The sequence below is a fragment of the Pseudoalteromonas sp. 2CM37A genome, from assembly GCF_023161885.1.
GTDB classification, from domain to species: domain Bacteria; phylum Pseudomonadota; class Gammaproteobacteria; order Enterobacterales; family Alteromonadaceae; genus Pseudoalteromonas; species Pseudoalteromonas atlantica.
The window spans coordinates 115808-135930 of record NZ_JALNTJ010000003.1; the positions used below are offsets into that span (position 1 = coordinate 115808).

The following is a 20123-nucleotide window of genomic DNA, read 5'->3' on the forward strand; positions in this document are numbered from 1 at the left end:
TTGTGACTAACTGTCGTGTTCGTGCAACAGGTTTTTCGTTATTTGAGCTCGTTTTAGTAGTTGTTTTACTGGCAGTTATTATGGCTTTTGCTATACCTCAATACATAGGCATTAAAAATCAGGCACACAATGCGAGTGTGGATGTGGTGGCTGGTGAATTTGCTTCTGCGGTGTTGATGGTCAAAGGTCAGTGGGAATTATCGGGGCGTCCAAAGGGCGTTAATAATACAACACATATTAATTACGGAGGTGTCATTGTTGGTGTCGATGGACACAGAGGCACACCAACGGGTGATAAAACGACTAATACTGATACGCGGGCCAGCGCAATGACTGCACTGCAATGCCAAAAAGTATTAAGTGTAATTTTACAAGATGCGCCTACAAGCACATTAAGTACCGAGGTTTCTATAATAACCAAGGTGAGTTATTTAGTGCGTTATAACACTAAAAACAACCAGTGTATTTATTATTTAACTCATAATTTAAACACCAATAACCTACCTACTGATGGCGCCGTTATGGCTAAAAAAGTAGGGTTTTCGTACTTTCCAACAACAGGCAAAGTGCAAATTTTTAAAAACTAAGTAATTATAAAGAGGCTTACTTATGAAAACGCAGTCATTAAAACAACCAATGAATAAGCAAGCAGGTTTTACGCTTGTTGAACTAATAATTGTAATTGTAATTTTAGGTATTTTAGCGGTGACCGCTGCCCCTCGTTTTTTAAACCTGCAGGGTGATGCTAACGCTTCTACACTCGAAGGTTTACAAGGCTCAATTCGCAGTGGTATGAACATCGTAAATGGTAAATCTATTATCGCAAGTGACCACAAAAAAGCGAGTGCAGCGGTTACTGTTGATACCGGCGATGAAGTACCTATAGTTTATGGCTACCCTGCAGCGACAGAAGCAGCTTTTGAAGCTTTTTTAGATGTAGAATTTGAATCAGATGACTCTGCAGATTTTAACCTTGTAGCAGTTGCTGCTGATGAAAAAGCAATTATTTTCCCTAATAGCTACGTGCAAACTGATGATTGCCGTATTGAGTATACACAAGCAGCAGATGCAAACGCCGGTACGCCGCCTGTATCTGTTACGCCTCCTACTGTTACGCTTATCACGAGTGGGTGTTAATTTATATAAATGAATAGCAGTAGTAATCAACGATTGCGTGGCTTCACACTGGTTGAATTAATTATTACTTTAGTTATTTTGGGCATACTGTCGGTAACGGCAGTGCCCAAGTTGCTAGGAAGTTCAACAGAGCAAGCATACTCATACAGAGATAGGGTATTAAACGCCCTGCGCACAGTACAATTACGCGCGATGCAAAATACTGCAACAAGCAGCTGCCATAAACTGTATATTTCACCTACCTTGGTTGCGGGGCCAGAGCCAGAAACCTGTACTGGCGGCCCAAGTACCAATAATAGCGAGTATTTAGTTGTTGCTATCAATACCGAGCGCAGCGACGTACGATTTAATGCCTTAGATAGCAATGCTAATGTGTTTACGCAAATTAACTTTGACCCACTTGGGCGAGCAGATCAAAATTGCACAGTACAATGTAAAATTGACCTGGGTCTAGCCGCGGTGTGCATTAGCGGTGAAGGGCTTATTTATGCCTGCCCCTAAAATACAATCAGGTTTTACCTTGATTGAGCTGATTATTGGCATTGTGATGTTTGCTATTGCGCTAAGTATTATTACAGCGCTTATAGCACCTCAAGCAAAGCAAAGTGCCGAGCCTATTGTCGCACTCAGGGCCTCAGAGCTTGGGCAAGCATTAATGAACGAAATATTAGCTAAATCATTTGATGAACATAGCGAGCGCACGCCACCATTTAGGCGCTGCTCCGAAACAAGCTTAGGCGCCCAGCCTTGTAGTACTCATTCTGAGCTTGGTGCTGATAGCGGTGAAGCACGGGCTGATTTTAACGATGTTGATGATTACATTGCGCTCACAGGGCAGCCTATTAGTGATAGTTTAGGGAATACATTAGCGCAATACAGCGACTTTTCACTGGTTGTGAACGTGCAATACGACAGCGACCTAAACGAGGCAACCAATAACGATGGCGTTGCCTTTAAACGAATTACCATTGAAGTAACCTCACCCTTGGGGCAAGTGTACGGCTTTAGTGCATATAAAGGTAATTACTAATGAATAGAGCAAAGCAAAAGCGTGGCTTTACCTTAGTTGAGCTATTACTTGTGATGGTAATTATTGGTATTTTAGCCGTAGCGTCATTTTCGTTTATTAGCGCTGGATTTAATATTTACAGCCAAGGCGTGAAACGTCAAGAAGCGGTGGCGCAAAGTCGCTTTGTTTTAACCCGATTAAGTAAAGAGCTTCGCCACGCAACCCCTAACTCACTGCGCTTAAATTGTGATAACGCCAGCAATGGAGCGTGTAGCACGCAGCAATGTTTAGAATTTACGCCGTTTTTATCTGCCACTCATTATACCGATTACTTACCCACTAGTGCCCCTTTTGAGATTACCGCCGTGAATTTTGCGCTTAATAATTTAACTGAGCCACAAATAAATGATTGGGCAAGTATTTATCCATTAAATAGCAGCGATATATACGATGAAAGTCAAAACAAACGCCTACAAGTTAGCGGCTACAGCGCCGTTACAAGTGAGCTAGATACATGGCAATTTAGCAAAGCATTTGCTCAAGAGTCACCGAGTAAGCGTCTTTATTTATTAGATCAGCCCGTTAGCTTTTGTGTAGAAAGTAATTCACTGTATCGCTATAGCAACTACGGCTTTACTACAAATCAATTAAACGCCGCCAGCTTACAGGTTAGCTCGGGCGTTAAACGCGATTTAATGAGTAATTATATTGCCAATAACTTAACGAGCAGAGCCTTTTTTACGTTAAGTGAGATTTCGCTACAGCGCAGCGCGGTTGTTAATGTGTTTGCGCAAATGGGGTTTAACGACACCGAACAAATAAGTATTAGCCATGAGGTGCATGTGCCTAATGTCCCTTAATATAAAAAACATCAGTTTTGCTAAAAAGCAGCAGGGTAATTTGCTCATAATTACGTTGGTGATCATTGTCACTTTGCTGGCACTAGGGCTGGCGCTTTCTAAAGTGTTATCGGGTGCGGCGCAGCAAAATACCATTGAGTATTACGGCGCGCGCGCTTACATGGCAGCCCAAAGTGGATTAGAAACCGGCTTAAGCGAAATTTTTGCACTAAATAGCACTGCGCAAACATGCAGTGCAGTAACCACCAGTAGGAGTTTTAGCACCCTCTATCTAGCCAATTGTGAAGTTGAACTGAGCTGTAGTGAATACATAGCCTTACCCGATAGCAGCACCCGCTCTGGCACCGTTAATATTTACTACTTACAAAGCTCTGCAACGTGCGCCGCCAATGATTGTGCTGCCGGTGCAGCATGTCAAAAGGAATATTGGCAAACCCAACGTACTCTAAGTGTGGAGGCTAAAACATTACCATGAGCAAATATACCCTCTGTATTTTATGTCTAATAAGTTTGCTACTAAGCCGATGCGCTATGGGTGTACCGCCTAAAATTGAAGGGCGATTTATAGAGCTACAAGACACGTACACTTCACCCATATGGACAAAAATAAATTTTCAGCAGCAATACATAACCCCTCCTGCGGTATTTATGTTGTCCACTAATCAAGGCGGTAACCCCGCTATAGTGAGAATACGCAATGTAACAACCACAGGGTTTGAAGCATTGCCACTTGAGCCATCAGGAGAAGATGGTGAGCATATAACCATGGGCGCGCACTATTTAGCGGTAGAATATGGAGTGCATGAATTTCCTGATGGGACCATTATGGAAGTGGGAAACACCGACTTACGCCTTGAACTACAATACGGTGATAAGTCGGGGTTTGCCCCCATCACGCCTAAAGGTTACAAATCACTGACTTTTAATAAACCGTTTGCCGTAAGGCCTAACTTTTTTCATTCGTTACAAACACTAAATAGTTTAGATAGTAACCCGCCGTCTCAAGCGCTTGTGCCTTTTTTAACCATTGCAGTGCAAAGTGGTTCCTTATCTACAAGCGGGGTAAATATAGCGTTAGAGGCCTCAGAAACCGCATTAGGTGTTATTCAAACTGAAACGGTGGCCTACATGGCTGTAGAGCCTGGCAGTAATCGCACCTTTACCGATGACAATGGGGTAGAAGTGTCGTGGGAGACCTTTTTTACAGGATTCGAAGTTGATGGTTGGAATGATGGGTGTAACTACTTTAATTTTAACAATAACTTTAGTGAGGCACCGCTGGTGGTGGCAAGTAAAAATTCCCGACTTGAAGAAGACGGTGGGTGGCTACGCAGCTGTAATTTAAGAGCGGATCGGTTAGGGCTGGTGGTTGATGAAGACCGTGATGGCGACAGAGAGCGTAACCACGTAAAAGAAGAAGCCTCTATATTGGCCATGACCAGTACGTTTGTATTTAATGGCGATATTTTAGATTGCGATACTTTATTTCCTGGCGCTATTTCTACCTACAATGATGGACAAGTGCAGCTTGTTCAAGGTGTGGAAATAACCGATAGCAATGCACAATTTATTACCACCACTAATTTAATATCAACGGCACTCACCAACCCGCCTTTGTGTAATGGCCAAGGCTGTGTGGCCACTGGGTATAACTCCCTTGAGCCAAATCAAGCTGCGCAAGTACCCACGGTCACAAACGATGGAAGCTCTACCGGTGATGTGCCTGTATCGTTAGCTGGTGATTATTTTTATGACGAACTAGCACTTAACTTATTGGAAGATGAGTACAAGGTAACAGCCCCCACCCGTATCTTTTTAAAAGATACATCGTCGCTAATTTCTAGCGCATTTTTGAACATAGGCAAAACGAATATTGCGGTTGAGGAAGGAGCGTATTTAGCTATATATGTCGATGGTGATGTTGCCATTGCGGCTGATGCAAATATTGCTGCATACATTGTCGCAACGGGGGAGGTAAGAATTGCCCAAAATGTCACGTACCAGGGCTCTATAACCGCTGCAACACAAGTAATAACCGAGGGCAGCTCTACGTTTGATGCGTTAACAGTGCCAGAGAGTATTCCTGGATTTTGCGGTATTTTTACGCCGGTTTTGCTTGATCACTACCGCATATCATTAAGTGATAACCAAGGCTTAACCTGCCAAGCAAAAGAAATGACATTAACCGCCTGTGCAAACGATGCATGTGATTTACTGTATGATGAGCCTTCCGCACTTGACCTGTCTCCAGATAACAGTGGCCAGCAAAGCTGGGTAAGCGGTGAAAATATTACCTTTACAGGCTCTGCCACAGTAGCGCTTGCAAAGCGTACCACAGGCACCGTCACACTTGGCTATAATACCGCCGACCCATCTGCACCGCTGCGTTGTTATATTAATGGTAATAACGTAGGGCTGGGCGGGTGCAAAGTGGTTTTTTCTGATGCAGGGTTTATTTTTAATAACGACACAGCCAATACAGCGAGTATCCCCACTCAATTATCTGGTAAACCCTCTAACGAGGGTTTTAATGCCGCCGAGCTATCCATTCAAGTGGTTAAAACAAATACCACAACAGGCGTATGCGAAGCCGCATTCCCTGCAGGTGGTCAAGTTGATTTAGATTTAGCTTATACCTGCAGTACCGGCGCTACGTGTTCAGATCCAATACAACTTAGTAATAATGCGAAAACTTATAGCGTGCAGCAAGCATATCAAACTTTTTCGCTCACCTTTGATCAAGACTCAAAAGCCCCTATTGCTATTAACTACCCCGATGCGGCTAAATTAAGTTTAAATGCACGGGCAACAATTGTATTAGACCCAGTAACTAATTTATCAGTAAGCTTAACCGGCAGTTCTAACGAATATGTAGTTAAGCCCTTTGGATTAGCGATGCAAGTTGCAAGTGACGGCTATGCTCAAACAGCAAACGATAGTTTATTTAGATTAACGGGTGAGTCATTTGATTTAAAAATGAATGCAGTACAGTGGCGCGCAGGGCAAGACAATAACAACGATGGGATACCTGATAACTATAGCGCTATTCATAGTAATCCCATTGCCAAACACTTCATTAGCGAGTCTCCTTTAGTAACACATAGCTTAGTATTACCCAGCTCTGGTAATGAGGGGCAAATTGAAGCGCTAAGTACCCTTGTCTTTACTGATACAGGAAGCTTAAGTGAATCCATATCGCAGTACGCTTATGACCAAGTGGGTATTATAAACGTATTTGCGGGTTTACAAGATGGCGATTATTTTGGTGTGGGCGATGTAAAAGGGCAGCTAAACAACGTAGGGCGGTTTGCTCCATCGCACTATCAAGTATTAGGTGTTCAAGCTGCTGCGCAATGTACACAGTTAGGCAGTAATTTAACCTATTTAGATCAGCCCTTTGAGCTTGGTTTTACGGTACAAGCACTTAATCATAACAATCAGCTAATGGCTAATTACAAACAAGGCTTTGAAAAAGCCCAAGTACAAATAAATGCCGAAAACAATCAAGCTGGTAATTATGTACCAGCAACAACGCTAACCAGCAGGTTAGCCAATATAAGCAGCAATAGTTGGAACACCCTAGCCGATGGACAGTGGCAAATGAGCGACAGCACTGCCATGTTAACGCGCTTGGCTATAAATAACCCCGACGGCCCATTTACTATGGTTAATCTTATGGCCACCGTTACTAATACAGAAGGCGCTACGTTAATTGATGCTAACGATGAGCCGAGTACGCAAGCAAGCTGCAGCACTGATTGCAATAGTGTGCGTTTAAACGATGTGCCAATAGACTTTCGCTTTGGACGCTTAGTGCTAGGCAACAATGCGGGCTCAGATTTAGACTCATTACGTGTGCCAATGCAGGCTCAGTACTTTAATGGAACAGGCTTTGTATTAAATACCGAAGATAACTGCAGTGTATTTGAGCATCCGCAGTTATCCCAAATATCGCCTTCAACGCCAATATTAAGCTATGAGTATGGTGCAGGTGCAGCGGGTTCATTAGAGGCAGGCAGCTACCCTACAAACAATGCTATTTATGCAATACCAAATGGCAGTGGTACATTTACATTAGAATACGAAACAGAAAATTGGTTAAAGTGGGATTGGCTTGGTGATAATTCACAGCAAGATCCCCATGCTATTTTGCAATTTGGTCGCTTTAGAGGAAATGATCGGGTTATTTACTGGCGTGAAACAAGAGAATAGTTGTAAACTAAGATAATAATTGAACAAAGCTTGTGTTTTGTGCTTCAAGTACATAGCATAAGGCATTGGGTGTATTGATTTTTGATGGTTGAAAAATGTTCAGCTTTCAAAAGTGAGTACACTCTAATAAACAATAATAACGACCAAATAATTGCCGCTTTTTGGGACTGGAATATATGCGAATTGCTCCTTTATCTCTGTTAATTTCCGCTAGTTTGTTAGCTAGTAGTGCATTTGCACAAGACACAGCAACAGTAACCGGAATTGAATCAGAGATTAGTATTAAACAAACAGAATACGATAACTCGACACAAATACTTGAAAAACACTTAAAAGAAGAAAGTCAGTTACAAAACCAACTTGAACTACTTCGTTCTCGCTCTACAGAGCTTGATAAAGAGAAAAACCAAGCACTTGATGCGATGAACGAAATGTATCGCCGCTTAATTGACGATCCTACGCTTGATATTAGTGCTGCCCAATCGCGCTATCAAAAAGCCGTGGTTGATCATAAGCAAAATAAAGACGACATCTCAATGCAGTTGGCGGCAATTGCATCTCATCGTAAAGATATAGAGCAAATTCGTGTTGCAAAACATACGCTTTTAAACACCTTAGAAAGCTTAAAAGAGCAATTAACTACAGCCCGAGTAGAGCGTTTACGTAATGAGTTTACCCGCGAAGGTACACTTGAAGTAAACCACACAATTAACTGTAAGCGTACCGAAACGCTCGCAGCTTGTGAGCAACGCGGCCAGCAAATGGGTTTACAAAAAGCCACTAAGCGCTTTGTTGATCAAATATTTGCTAATTTAACAGAAGAGCGAATTGTTGAACCAAAACGCAACATGGCAGGCGCACAAGTACAAATTTTAAGTAGCCATGTAGTTAACAGTGCATTTAGCGGACAAGGCAATTACAACGTTAACTTAAGCGTAACCATGCGCGGCGAAGTAAACAGCAGCCGCCTATGTAACTTATTAAACGTAGATAACCGTTATTGTTCTGAATATGGCTCGCCACTCGCGACAGCCTATCAGCCTGGTTACGGTACAACCTACTCTGATAGTCAGTTAACATTCAGCAACGCCGCGGATAATACTGACACTGTGTCTGTATCGCGAATGAACAATCAGCCAGTGCGCGATTATTCAGTGAAAGCTGCACCTACAAAAAAAAACTATCCATCAATTATAAATAAAGAGAAAAATCAGCAAGTTGAGCTGACTTTACGTTCAAATGTTTACGATGATGAAGTGTTTATTGATGGGGTGAGCTTTGGCTCTACGCGTTTAGTTACGCGTTTACCGCGTGGTGTGCATAACGTAGAAATACGTAAATTAGGTTATAAGCCTTACAAAGTAAGAGTTGATTTAACTAAAGCACAGACTATTCATGCTAACTTAGTAAAAAAGTCTGAGTCGATTGCTGCACCGGCTTACACTCGCGAGCAACCAAAACCTGTAAGTCGTACAGCAAGCACTAATCGCTCTGCTGATGTACAAAATAATGTTGTAGTTGTGCCCGCCGGTAAATTTAAGATGGGCGATATTAACGGCAATGGTTTAGCAAATGAACGCCCGGTTATTGAAAAAGTGATAGCCAGCTCATTTGCTATGCAAACCAAAGAGGTTACCGTAGGTGCCTATGAAGCGTTTGTAGCAAGTACTGGGTATAAAACACAAGCAGAGCAAAGCAAAGGGTGTGCTTATTATTTAAATGGCGAACCCGTATGGGAAGCTAATTTAAACTGGCGTAACCCAGGTTTTGAGCAAAGCAGCGATTTTCCTGCTGTGTGTTTAACATTTAACGACGCGAAAGCGTACGCCGAATGGCTCTCTGGCGAAACCGGCCAGCAGTACCGTTTACCTAATGAAGTTGAATGGGAATACGCCGCTCGCGCAGGTACAGAAACAGAATACCCTTGGGGTAACGAAATAGGTAAAAATTTAGCTAACTGTGGTTGGTGTGGTAGCGAATGGTCAAACAAACGTGCAGCACCGGTGGGTTCTTTTTCTCCTAACGCATTTGGATTATACGACACCGTAGGCAATGTGTGGGAATGGACAGCTAAAGAGTCGGGCGAATCTGATGTTGCAGTAAGAGGCGGGGCGTGGAACTTTGCACCAAGCCTTGCACGTGCTTCAACACGATTAATTTTAGCGCCAGATTTTAGATCTAACTACATTGGCTTTCGCTTAGTCCGCGAACGATAGCATTTAACCAAGGAAGCCTAGCTTCCTTTTTTCACAAATTAACAAAGGTAGTTGCGCTTTATATTGCTCATCTAATTAGGCATGTTAAAGTGAGTGCAGCTAACATAAGAACGTATTTCAAAGGTCATCCAGCCTCATGTTTAAAAAACTCCGTGGTATTTTTTCAAACGATCTATCGATCGACTTGGGTACAGCCAATACCCTTATCTATGTAAAAGAAGAAGGTATTGTACTTAACGAACCTTCAGTTGTAGCTATTCGTCAAGAACGCGCTGGTGGACCTAAAAGTGTTGCTTCTGTGGGTACAGAAGCAAAACAAATGCTAGGGCGTACACCGGGTAATATTAAAGCGATTCGCCCAATGAAAGATGGCGTAATAGCCGACTTTTATGTAACCGAAAAAATGTTACAACACTTTATAAAACAAGTGCACAACAATAACTTTATGCGCCCAAGCCCGCGTGTACTTATTTGTGTACCGTGTGGTGCAACCCAAGTAGAAAAGCGTGCAATCCGCGAATCAGCAATGGGTGCCGGCGCGCGCGAAGTGTACCTAATTGAAGAGCCTATGGCCGCAGCAATTGGTGCTGGGCTACCAGTATCAGAAGCAACTGGTTCTATGGTTGTTGATATTGGTGGTGGTACTACCGAAGTTGCTATTATTTCACTAAACGGTGTTGTTTACTCATCGTCTGTGCGTATTGGTGGCGATAAATTTGATGAAGCCATTATTAATTATGTACGCCGTAACTTTGGTAGTCTAATTGGTGAAGCAACGGCTGAAAATATTAAACATCAAATTGGCTCTGCTTTTAAAACTGACGAACCAATTGAAATTGAAGTACGCGGTCGTAACTTAGCCGAAGGTGTTCCTCGCTCATTTACACTTAACTCGCACGAAATTTTAGAAGCACTCCAAGAGCCGCTAATGGGCATTGTAAGTGCCGTAATGGTTGCACTTGAGCAGTCTCCACCTGAGCTTGCATCAGATATTTCAGCTCACGGTATGGTTCTGACTGGCGGTGGTGCACTATTAAAAGATTTAGATCGTTTATTAATGGAAGAAACAGGCATTCCTGTGGTTGTTGCCGATGATCCACTTACGTGTGTAGCACGTGGTGGCGGTAAAGCACTTGAAATGATTGATGTTCATGGTGGTGACGTTTTTAGTTACGATTAATGAAATTACTGTTTGGACAACCCATCTCTTTGCAACTGCGACTTTTTGTCGCAGTGCTTTTGAGCATAGTGCTCATTGCAGGCGATAAGTTTACACAAGGCGGTACGGTTGTACGTACAAGCCTCAATACACTTGTCAGCCCATTAATTTACGTTGCCAACCTACCTTACGAAATATTTAGCTTAGGTGCTAAAAGCCTGCATACCCGCGATCAGTTACTGAGTGAAAACGAAGCGCTGAAAAAAAAGCAAATGCTACAAAGCGAGCAATTGCAGCAATACCAATTTTTAGCCCGCGAAAACCAAAAGCTACGCGCTTTACTTGGCTCATCGGCTAAGCAATCTAATCGTAAAAAAATAGCCCAAGTACTTTCTGTACATTCAAACCCTTATAGTCATCAAGTGGTTATTAACCGCGGTACCACCGACGGCCTAAGCGAAGGCCAAGCGGTAATTGATGAAATGGGCGTTGTTGGTCAATTAACAAAAGTAGGCTCTACCACTTCGCGCGTGTTACTAATGACCGACACAACCCATGCTACGCCGGTACGTATACTACGAAACGACGTACGCACGGTAGTTGAAGGCATAGGTAAAATTAACGTTGTTAAGCTTTCGCATGTACCTCATAGCCTTGATGTGCGCATTGGCGATGTACTCGTGACCTCGGGGCTTGGCGGTACGTTTCCTGAAGGTTACCCGGTGGCTGTTGTCACCGAAATAAACCGCGATGAAGGGCGCCCATTTGCTCAAGTATTTGCAGAGCCTATTGCACAGCTAGACCGTATTCGTTTGTTGGTTATTTTATGGCGCAATCAACAGGAGCAAATCAGCGATGATTAATCGTTATTCATTGTTAATTGCCCTAAGCATCTTTTTTGCTTTAATTATGGCATTAATGCCACTGCCTTTTTCGTTTGAGCCCTTCAGACCTGATTGGGTGTTACTGGTATTAATGTACTGGTCGCTGGCAGTGCCGCATAGATTAAATATTGGTACCGCGTGGGTTGTTGGCCTACTCATGGACTTAGCCTTAGGCTCGCCATTAGGGGTTAACTCACTCACGTATTCTATTTGTATATTTGTGACCGCAAGTAACTTTCAAAAAATACGTAACTTTTCGCTTTGGCAGCAAAGCTTATTAGTGGGCTTATTTTTAACCTTGTACCACTTAATGCAATTTTGGTTAAATCACTTTTTATTAGGTGTTTATTTTAATCCACAATACCTGTGGCCAGTGGCGACCGGTATGGTTAGCTGGTTTTGGGTCTTTTTACTTCTTCGCAAATACCGTAGACATTTTAGGATCAGGTAATGACAACCGCAGTATATTTGGCATCAGCCTCCCCGCGACGTAAAGAGTTGTTGAGTCAGTTAGGCATTGAGTTTGAACAGTTCAGTGTAGATGCAGACGAAACCCCACTTGCAAACGAGCAGCCTCATGCATTGGTTGAGCGCTTAGCCCGCTTAAAAGCGCAAACAGGCGTAGCGCTTGGTTACACAGACCGCCCAGTGCTTGGTAGCGATACTGTGGTTGTTATTGATAACGAATCGTTGGGTAAACCACGCGATAAAAACGATTTCATAACAACACTTAAACGTTTATCTGGTAATACACATCAAGTACTTACTGCCGTTGCTTTTGCCACACAAACAGATGTACTAAGTTGTGTAGTGAGTACCGATGTGACCTTTAAAACCCTTAGCGATGAAGAAATAAATAGCTATTGGGAGTCAAACGAGCCACAAGATAAAGCCGGTGGTTATGGCATTCAAGGTTTAGGTGGTCGCTTTGTTACACACATTGCGGGTAGCTATTTTTCTGTTGTAGGCTTACCTTTATACGAGACCGAACAATTATTACAAGCATTCCTAAGAAGGTAACATGAGTACAGAATTACTAATAAATGTCACGCCAAGTGAAAGCCGTGTTGCCCTAATCGAAAACGGTGTATTACAAGAAATTCAACTAGAGCGTATAGGCAACCTAGGTATTGTAGGCAATATTTATTTAGGAAAAATAAGCCGCGTACTGCCAGGCATGCAAGCTGCTTTTGTTGATATAGGCCTAGAAAAAGCCGCTTTTTTGCATGCATCAGACATAGTCAATAGCGCCTCAATAGTTGAGGGTGTAGACGACGAGCCAATAAAAAAAGTACAAGACATACGTGAGCTAGTACGCCAAGGGCAATACATTATGGTGCAAGTGGTTAAAGACCCACTAGGCACTAAAGGAGCAAGGCTTACTACCGATATCACTATTCCTTCTCGCTATTTAGTGTTTATGCCAGACGCTACGCATGTAGGTGTTAGTCAGCGTATTGAAACCGAAGAAGAGCGTGCGCGACTTAAAAAAATAGTGGCAGAATACGGCGACGATAATGGCAGTTTTATTGTTCGTACAGCGGCAGAGGGCGCCAGTGAAGCGGAGCTAAGACACGACGCTGAATTTTTACGAAAACTGTGGCAAAAAATTGTATCACGTCGTAAAAAAACCAATAAAGCCAGTATATTACACGAAGACTTAACGCTTGCATTTAGAACCCTGCGCGACTACGTAGGTGAAGATATGGAGCGCATTAGGGTTGACTCTAAGCTAACCTATCAAGAGCTAAAGCTGTTTACTGAAGAGTTTGTGCCTTTGCTTTCGCAAGCACTTGAGTATTACCCAGGTGAGCGCCCAATTTTTGACTTATTTGACGTTGAAACCGAAATTCAAAAAGCATTGCATCGTAAAGTCACGCTTAAGTCGGGCGGCTATTTAATTATCGACCAAACCGAAGCGATGACCACAGTTGATGTGAATACAGGTGCATTTGTAGGGCATCGTAATTTAGAAGAAACCATTTTTAATACCAATGTGGAAGCCACATCAGCCATTGCTAGGCAGCTACGCCTGCGTAACCTAGGCGGTATTATTATTATCGATTTTATCGATATGATCAGCGAAGATCATAAACGCAGAGTATTACATTCTCTAGAGTCAGCACTATCTAAAGACCGTGCAAAAGCCAATATAAACGGCTTAAGCGCATTAGGCTTAGTAGAAATGACCCGTAAGCGCACCCGCGAAAGCCTTGAGCATATTTTGTGTGATGTGTGTCCGGCTTGCTCTGGGCGTGGCTCACAAAAAACAGTCGAAACCGTATGCTATGAAATACTGCGCGAAATAGTGCGCGTTAATCGTGCCTACGATGCCGATAAATTCATGGTGTATGCGGCGCCCGCAGTAAGTGAAGCCTTACTCAATGATGAGTATCATAACCTTGCCGAACTTGAACTATTCATTGGTAAGCAGGTCAATATTCAAACAGAGAGCCTATACAGCCAAGAGCAGTTTGATGTGGTAATGATGTAATGAAAACGAAAGCGGTCTGTTTTTTTTGTTTTAGAAAGTTATGGCAAACCTGCGCCATAATTTTAGTATTACTGGCCGTGATTGTTTCTATTTTAAAGTACACCTTACCTTATGCAAACGACTACAAAGGCGATATAGAAACCTACCTGCACGATAAATTTGCCATTAGTCTTTCTATAGGCGCAATCTCTGCCAGTTGGCATGGCGCCGGCCCTGCCTTGGTATTAGAAGATCTCTCCTTTAAGGATAACGAAACTGCGCCTATATCGCTTACTATTGCCAAAACAAGCCTAGAGCTTAACCTATGGGAGAGCATTAAAGCCTTTCAGTTAAAGTCTAATTACTTTGTTATTAATGGCTTTCATACCAGTGTAAATATTCAAAATTTATTTAATAATACTAATAACGATGATGTCTCGTTTGAACAAAAAGAGCTAATTGAAGAGCTTTTTTTGGGAGATACAGGGCATTTTGCTATTGAAAATTCGAGTATTAATTTCATTTTAGAAGATGGTAGAGAGCGCAAGCTATTACTCGAAAACATAGTATGGCAAAACCAAGATGAACAACATTTAGGAAGCGGCAGCCTCGCCTTGCCCGGCATTAGTGTGGGTAGCTTTGACGCACGTATCGCACTTAGTGGCAAAACTATAGAGCAAATTGCGGGTGATATTTACGTACAAGCAAATAGCGTAGATGTGTCTAATTGGTTGGCGCAATATATTAATACTGAAAAACAACAGCTTTACACAGACATAAACTTAAAGTCTTGGCTTAAGCTCGAAAATGGTTTTATCAGTGATGTAAAAATGCAGTGGTTACCTAGCTTTGTACTCTGGCAAAACAACCAACAAGCTAAACAAGTAAGCTTAAGCGAAGGGGGATTTCATTTATTTCCTGAGGCAAACGCTTGGCACTTAAAAAGCACGGGCCTAACATTTAGTAATAACGACACAACCTGGCCAAGTCTAGAATTTGAGGCAAACTTAGGTAAGCAAAATAAAGTGTGGCTGCAGCAGGTTGATCTTTCTTTACTGAGTAACTTGGCGTCGTTAACTAATTTTGAAGCATTACAGCCACTTTTAAACCGTAAACCAAGTGGTTTTATCGATCAAGCCTACCTAGAACTTAATCCAGATGAGCAATGGCAGTTATGGTTTTCAGCTAATAATATTGGCTGGCAAGAAGTGTCTGGTATTCCTGCAGCGCAGGCGCTTAGAGTCTCGGGGCTTATAAATCAGCAGCGCGGGCGAGTGCAGCTATTTGGCGAAAACGGGACTTTAATAACCGGCGACAGCTTCAGTAAAAATATTGATTACAACCAAATTAATATCGATCTGGATTTAGCAAAAACAGATAATTACTGGAATGTAAGCAGTAATAATATTTGGTTTGATAATAACGAAGTTACCTTAGCGGCTGAGCTAAATGTAAGCCTTAGCGACGATCCTCGCTTAGATCTATACGCAGAAGCCTATGCAGAAGATGCCACAGTAGCTGGGCACTACTTTCCGTTAAAGGCAATGAGCCCTCAACTTGTAAGCTACTTAAACGGTGCAATAAAAGGGGGCGAAGTGGCTAAGGCGCAAGTATTATTTGCAGGTCCGCTTTCAGGTTTTCCTTTCACCGAAGGCAGCGGCCAATTTGATGTACTCGCGCAAATAGATAATGCAACATACGCGTTTGACCCCAATTGGCCGGCAGTAACTAACGCCAATGTGCAGCTGCATTTTGCCAACGAGCGAATGGATATTTATAGCCAGCAAGGCCAGTTAGTTAATTTAGAAGTAGGCGATAGCGTGCAAGTGAGTATTGCCGATTTAATGCACGCTGATGAACTCATTGTACAAATAGATAAACGCGCGCAAATGGAAAAACTGCATGACTTTTTTGCAGCCACCCCGATTGCAAACCCACTGGCCAATATTTTTGAAGTGGTGCAGGGCAAAGGTCAAGCCGATGCAAGCGTAACACTTTTGATTGGCTCTAAATTTAAAGGTGGAGCCAGTGTCAGCGGCAAAGTAAAACTAAACGATTTGCCTGTTTATATTGCAGCACCAGGCATTGCGCTTGAAAAACTAAGCGGCGAGCTCAGCTTTGAAAACGATACAATTAGCATGCAAAACGCCAGTGCTACATGGTTGGGTATGCCGCTTAGCATTAACTATAATAGTGCAAGCGAAGCACAGCAGTACACCGCTAATATTGATATAACGGCGCTACTAAATGCAGATACACTAACAACCCAGGCGCAAGGTGTACTGAAAGGGTACCTGAGTGGGCAAAGTGAAGTTGATATAGGCCTTGCACTTAATTTTACTGAGCAAGGCTTTAATTACCGCGCTCAGGTTAGCTCAGAGCTACGTGGCTTGACGAGCACGCTACCAGCGCCCTATGGCAAAACAAGTGAACAGGTTTGGCCGTTAACGGGCATAGTGCAAGGCGATGATATTTCAAATCTTATTACGGCTAATGCTAATCAGCAGCTATATTTTAATGCGATTTTAGAAAACGGTCAGCCGCAATTTAGTAATATGCATATTGTACTTGGTGAGCAAGATTTAGGGCTAAATCAAAAAGATTTAAGCGTTAATATCAACCTTGAACAAACGCAACTAGAAGCATGGTTTGAATTAATAGACCAAATAATTAAAGCCGCTCAAGCTAAGCCAAACCAGCAGTCTGAGGGTATTATGCCGCCATTAAATGAAGTGGTTGCGCATATTGACAAGGTTAATGCTAGCGACATTATTTTTAACGATTTTGAAATGCGCTTAGCGCCCCAGCAAAACGACTTATATTTAAAACTTAATGCCAAAGAACTGCGTGCTGACGTGTTTATTCCTAGCTCTCAGCCAAGCCAGCCGATACGTATAAATAGCGATTACTTAAGACTTAACTTTGCACCTAAAGTAGAAGAAGATCTTGAGATCACCGATGTACTGCCAGAGCAAAACCTAGCGTGGCTTAACACAGTACCTGCCATTGAATTTGAATGTGCAGATTGTAAAGTGGCAAGTTATCAGCTTGATAAAGTGAGCGCTTCGCTGGTCGGTGAAGGCGACAAGCTTACTATTTCTGAGCTTGTGGTTGATAAGGGCGACCATATTTTACGTACCAAAGGGCAATGGCAAGGTGGCTTTACGCAATTTAATGGTGAACTTAAAAGTGACGATATAGGCGCGCTATTTGATGAATTTGATATCACCACCGCTATAAAAGATTCAAAAGCCGATATTAACTACAACCTTGCTTGGCAAGGCGCCCCGTATGACTTTGATATACCTAGTTTGGGCGGTGAAGTTAAGTGGGATTTAGGCGAAGGCCACATTGCTGAAATAAGTGATGGTGGGGCACGTGTATTTTCGCTACTTAGCCTTGACTCGCTAGTGCGTAAATTAAAACTCGATTTTAGAGATGTATTTTCAAAAGGCTTTTTTTATAACAGCTTAAAAGGCTCTATGCAGCTAGATAAAGGTATAGCCTACACAAAAGATACCAAAATGGATGGCGTGCCAGCCGATTTAACGATTAACGGCTATGCTAATTTAAACACCCTTGAAATAGATTACGATTTAGCTGTGGCACCACAAGTAACATCTAGTATTCCGGTTATAGTGGCTTGGATGGTTAATCCCGTCACAGGGCTTGCCGCTTTAGCGCTTGATAAGGTTATTCACTCAGCAAGGGTGATCTCCGAAATTAACTTTAAAGTAACCGGCAAAATGAATGACCCTGTGGTACAAGAGCTTGAGCGTAAAAGTAAGGAAGTTACCTTACCGCAAGCTGCGCAAAATCAGCCGCAAGCGGCCAGCACACTCACACTTAAAGATGCCGCGGTAACAGCAACACAATGAATACGCTAAACGCCAATATAATTGCTTTGCAAATGTGCTCAGGCACCAACCCCGACGAAAACATGGCAACCCTTGGCGAGGCGTTAAATAAACTCCCCACAGCCAGGCCAATGCTTGTATGTTTACCCGAGGCGTTTTTAGTATTTAGTAAAAGTGGCCATGATACGCTAGCGGTTGCTAAACGTATTACACACTATAAGCAGCAATTAAGTGCATTGTGTAAAAAGCATAATATTTGGCTAAATGCGGGCACTATCCCTGAGCCACACAAAAATAATAAATACTTTGCGGCCTCGCACTTATTTAATAGCCAAGGTGAATGCGTAGCCACGTACAATAAAATGCATTTATTTGATGTTGATGTGGCCGATAAAACCGCCAGCTATCGAGAGTCAGACTTTACTCAAGCAGGCGATGATGTGGTGGTTGTTGCTACACCGTTTGGTAAAATTGGCTTAACAGTATGTTATGATTTGCGCTTTAGCGGATTATTTAGCGCACTGGCGCGCCAAGGGGCTGAAATAATTTTAGTGCCCAGTGCTTTTACACTCCCTACTGGGCAAGCACATTGGCAACCCTTATTAAAAGCACGCGCAATAGAAACACAATGTTACGTTATTGCAGCGGCGCAGTATGGAACGCATCAAAATGGCCGCCAAACATACGGCCACAGTATTATTATTTCACCATGGGGCGAGCAAATAGCAACGCTTGAAAGTGGGGTAGGGTTTATAAGCGGTTACGCCGACCTAAACCAGTTAAATAAAATTAGAAGAGATATGCCCGTGCAATCTCATCAACGATTTAGAGAGCATTTATTATGAATTCGGTTGAACAGCATTTATTACACGACAGCCAGCTAAATCGAGAAGAACTCGAAAAAACGCTTGGGTATATTCATCAGCATAAAGTGGATTACGCCGATTTATACTTTCAATCAAGCCATCATGAGTCATGGGTGCTTGAAGACGGCTTAGTAAAAGAAGGCTCGTACAATGTTGAGCGCGGAGTAGGTGTACGTGCCGTTAGTGGTGAAAAAACAGGATTTTCTTACTCTGATGCCATTAACCTTGAAGCGTTAAACAAAGCCGCAACGGCAGCTCGTAGCATTGCCGATGCAGGCGAAGATAAAACCATTAAAGTATTTAGTGATGTGAAAGCAAAAGAGCAATTTGCCCCGCATCAGCCAATATCAAGCATGAGTGACAGCGATAAAGTGAGTTTATTGCGTGAGCTTGAAAACTACATACGCGAACTCGCCCCTGATGCTGAGCAAGTAATTAGTTCAATGTCGGCTGTATACGAAGAAGTATTAATTGCTGCTAGCGATGGCACGTTTGCTACCGATATACGCCCGCTTATTCGTTTAAACTGCTCCGTTTTACTTGAAAAAAATGGCCGCCGTGAACGCGGTGGTGCAGGGGGCGGCGCACGCTTAGATTATGGTTACTTTAAAGAACTAGTTGAAGGCAAGCCACGTTGGATGGGCTTTGCCGAAGAAGCAGTACGCCAAGCTAAAGTAAACTTAGAGGCAATTGATGCACCAGCAGGTACGATGGAAGTTGTACTTGGCAATGGCTGGCCTGGCGTGCTTTTACACGAAGCGGTAGGCCATGGCCTTGAAGGCGACTTTAACCGTAAAGGAGCTTCGGCATTCAGCGGTAAAGTGGGGCAAAAAGTAGCATCTGAGCTGTGTACAGTAGTTGATGATGGCACCATGGCCGATCGCCGTGGTTCACTTAACGTTGACGATGAAGGCACACCTGCAGCTTATAACGTACTTATCGAAAACGGTATTTTAAAAGGCTACATGCAAGATAAGCTCAATGCGCGTTTAATGGGTGTAAACCCAACGGGTAATGCACGTCGTGAGTCGTATGCGCATTTACCTATGCCGCGTATGACCAACACCTACATGTTAGGGGGCGAGCATAGCCAAGCCGATATTATAAGCTCAGTTAAAAAAGGGGTATTTGCACCAAACTTTGGTGGCGGCCAAGTAGATATTACTTCAGGTAAGTTTGTATTTAGCGCATCAGAGGCGTATTTAATTGAAAACGGTAAAATTACCCAGCCAATTAAAGGTGCAACACTGATTGGCAATGGTCCAGAGGTGATGCAGCATATTTCTATGGTAGGCAACGATTTAGCCCTTGATAAAGGCGTAGGTGTCTGCGGTAAAGATGGCCAAAGCGTTCCTGTAGGGGTAGGTCAACCAAGCCTTAAAATAGACCAACTTACAGTAGGTGGCACCGCATAAAACAATAAAGCGCGAAGCAATTCGCGCTTTATAGG

16 protein-coding genes are annotated in these 20123 nt (G+C 42.9%); all 16 read left to right on the forward strand.

From position 1 onward, the window contains the following. Positions 1 to 2 precede the first annotated feature (2 nt). Positions 3 to 587 carry an agglutinin biogenesis protein MshB gene (locus MTF68_RS07925; protein WP_248451645.1) on the forward strand — a complete coding sequence of 195 codons (585 nt, stop codon included), beginning with the start codon at positions 3 to 5 and terminating at the stop codon, positions 585 to 587. Positions 588 to 609: 22 nt separating this feature from the next. After that, positions 610 to 1137, forward strand: a complete 528-nt coding sequence (locus MTF68_RS07930) for a prepilin-type N-terminal cleavage/methylation domain-containing protein (RefSeq protein WP_282448228.1) — start codon at positions 610 to 612, stop codon at positions 1135 to 1137. Positions 1138 to 1146: 9 nt separating this feature from the next. Further along, on the forward strand, positions 1147 to 1638 hold the full coding sequence (locus tag MTF68_RS07935; protein ID WP_121636902.1) for a prepilin-type N-terminal cleavage/methylation domain-containing protein: 492 nt from the start codon (positions 1147 to 1149) through the stop codon (positions 1636 to 1638). Then, the gene (locus tag MTF68_RS07940; protein ID WP_121636903.1) at positions 1625 to 2167 is read left to right on the forward strand and encodes a prepilin-type N-terminal cleavage/methylation domain-containing protein; all 543 of its coding nucleotides are present in this window, start codon (positions 1625 to 1627) and stop codon (positions 2165 to 2167) included. The genes MTF68_RS07935 and MTF68_RS07940 overlap by 14 nt, the downstream gene beginning before the upstream one ends. Further along, on the forward strand, positions 2167 to 3006 hold the full coding sequence (locus MTF68_RS07945; RefSeq protein ID WP_064386209.1) for a type II secretion system protein: 840 nt from the start codon (positions 2167 to 2169) through the stop codon (positions 3004 to 3006). Before MTF68_RS07940 ends, MTF68_RS07945 begins: the two co-directional genes overlap by 1 nt. Then, a complete protein-coding gene (locus MTF68_RS07950; RefSeq protein ID WP_240452940.1) occupies positions 2996 to 3481 on the forward strand; it encodes an agglutinin biogenesis protein MshP in 486 nt (161 codons plus the stop codon). The genes MTF68_RS07945 and MTF68_RS07950 overlap by 11 nt, the downstream gene beginning before the upstream one ends. A gap of 56 nt (positions 3482 to 3537) precedes the next feature. After that, complete coding sequence (locus MTF68_RS07955) at positions 3538 to 7218, forward strand: H-type lectin domain-containing protein (RefSeq protein ID WP_248462172.1); 3681 nt, start codon at positions 3538 to 3540, stop codon at positions 7216 to 7218. A gap of 176 nt (positions 7219 to 7394) precedes the next feature. Beyond that, positions 7395 to 9434, forward strand: coding sequence for a formylglycine-generating enzyme family protein (locus MTF68_RS07960; protein ID WP_004585755.1), 2040 nt, complete (start codon positions 7395 to 7397; stop codon positions 9432 to 9434). 136 nt (positions 9435 to 9570) lie between these two features. Then, positions 9571 to 10614, forward strand: coding sequence for a rod shape-determining protein (locus tag MTF68_RS07965; protein WP_002958401.1), 1044 nt, complete (start codon positions 9571 to 9573; stop codon positions 10612 to 10614). Continuing rightward, entirely contained in the window at positions 10614 to 11456 is an 843-nt protein-coding gene (gene mreC / locus MTF68_RS07970) for a rod shape-determining protein MreC (protein WP_248443224.1), read from the forward strand. Before MTF68_RS07965 ends, mreC begins: the two co-directional genes overlap by 1 nt. Beyond that, entirely contained in the window at positions 11449 to 11928 is a 480-nt protein-coding gene (gene mreD, locus MTF68_RS07975; RefSeq protein WP_004585757.1) for a rod shape-determining protein MreD, read from the forward strand. The genes mreC and mreD overlap by 8 nt, the downstream gene beginning before the upstream one ends. Continuing rightward, positions 11928 to 12497: a Maf family protein gene (locus tag MTF68_RS07980; RefSeq protein ID WP_248462173.1), complete on the forward strand. Its 570-nt coding sequence runs from the start codon at positions 11928 to 11930 to the stop codon at positions 12495 to 12497. Before mreD ends, MTF68_RS07980 begins: the two co-directional genes overlap by 1 nt. 1 nt (position 12498) lies before the next feature. Beyond that, the gene (gene rng / locus MTF68_RS07985; protein WP_004585759.1) at positions 12499 to 13971 is read left to right on the forward strand and encodes a ribonuclease G; all 1473 of its coding nucleotides are present in this window, start codon (positions 12499 to 12501) and stop codon (positions 13969 to 13971) included. Beyond that, the gene (locus tag MTF68_RS07990) at positions 13971 to 17828 is read left to right on the forward strand and encodes a YhdP family protein (protein WP_248462174.1); all 3858 of its coding nucleotides are present in this window, start codon (positions 13971 to 13973) and stop codon (positions 17826 to 17828) included. The genes rng and MTF68_RS07990 overlap by 1 nt, the downstream gene beginning before the upstream one ends. Further along, entirely contained in the window at positions 17825 to 18652 is an 828-nt protein-coding gene (locus MTF68_RS07995) for a carbon-nitrogen hydrolase family protein (RefSeq protein WP_248462175.1), read from the forward strand. The genes MTF68_RS07990 and MTF68_RS07995 overlap by 4 nt, the downstream gene beginning before the upstream one ends. After that, positions 18649 to 20088, forward strand: coding sequence for a metalloprotease TldD (gene tldD / locus MTF68_RS08000; protein WP_024032486.1), 1440 nt, complete (start codon positions 18649 to 18651; stop codon positions 20086 to 20088). The genes MTF68_RS07995 and tldD overlap by 4 nt, the downstream gene beginning before the upstream one ends. Positions 20089 to 20123 lie beyond the last annotated feature (35 nt).

Bases quoted from the DNA above. Each gene is read 5' to 3' on its own strand.
- MTF68_RS07930 (WP_282448228.1), top strand. From the start codon at position 610: ATGAAAACGCAGTCATTAAAACAACCAATGAATAAGCAAGCAGGTTTT.
- MTF68_RS07935 (WP_121636902.1), top strand. From the start codon at position 1,147: ATGAATAGCAGTAGTAATCAACGATTGCGTGGCTTCACACTGGTTGAA.
- MTF68_RS07940 (WP_121636903.1), top strand. From the start codon at position 1,625: ATGCCTGCCCCTAAAATACAATCAGGTTTTACCTTGATTGAGCTGATT.
- MTF68_RS07945 (WP_064386209.1), top strand. From the start codon at position 2,167: ATGAATAGAGCAAAGCAAAAGCGTGGCTTTACCTTAGTTGAGCTATTA.
- MTF68_RS07950 (WP_240452940.1), top strand. From the start codon at position 2,996: ATGTCCCTTAATATAAAAAACATCAGTTTTGCTAAAAAGCAGCAGGGT.
- MTF68_RS07955 (WP_248462172.1), top strand. From the start codon at position 3,538: ATGGGTGTACCGCCTAAAATTGAAGGGCGATTTATAGAGCTACAAGAC.
- MTF68_RS07960 (WP_004585755.1), top strand. From the start codon at position 7,395: ATGCGAATTGCTCCTTTATCTCTGTTAATTTCCGCTAGTTTGTTAGCT.
- MTF68_RS07965 (WP_002958401.1), top strand. From the start codon at position 9,571: ATGTTTAAAAAACTCCGTGGTATTTTTTCAAACGATCTATCGATCGAC.
- mreC (WP_248443224.1), top strand. From the start codon at position 10,614: ATGAAATTACTGTTTGGACAACCCATCTCTTTGCAACTGCGACTTTTT.
- mreD (WP_004585757.1), top strand. From the start codon at position 11,449: ATGATTAATCGTTATTCATTGTTAATTGCCCTAAGCATCTTTTTTGCT.
- MTF68_RS07980 (WP_248462173.1), top strand. From the start codon at position 11,928: ATGACAACCGCAGTATATTTGGCATCAGCCTCCCCGCGACGTAAAGAG.
- rng (WP_004585759.1), top strand. From the start codon at position 12,499: ATGAGTACAGAATTACTAATAAATGTCACGCCAAGTGAAAGCCGTGTT.
- MTF68_RS07990 (WP_248462174.1), top strand. From the start codon at position 13,971: ATGAAAACGAAAGCGGTCTGTTTTTTTTGTTTTAGAAAGTTATGGCAA.
- MTF68_RS07995 (WP_248462175.1), top strand. From the start codon at position 17,825: ATGAATACGCTAAACGCCAATATAATTGCTTTGCAAATGTGCTCAGGC.
- tldD (WP_024032486.1), top strand. From the start codon at position 18,649: ATGAATTCGGTTGAACAGCATTTATTACACGACAGCCAGCTAAATCGA.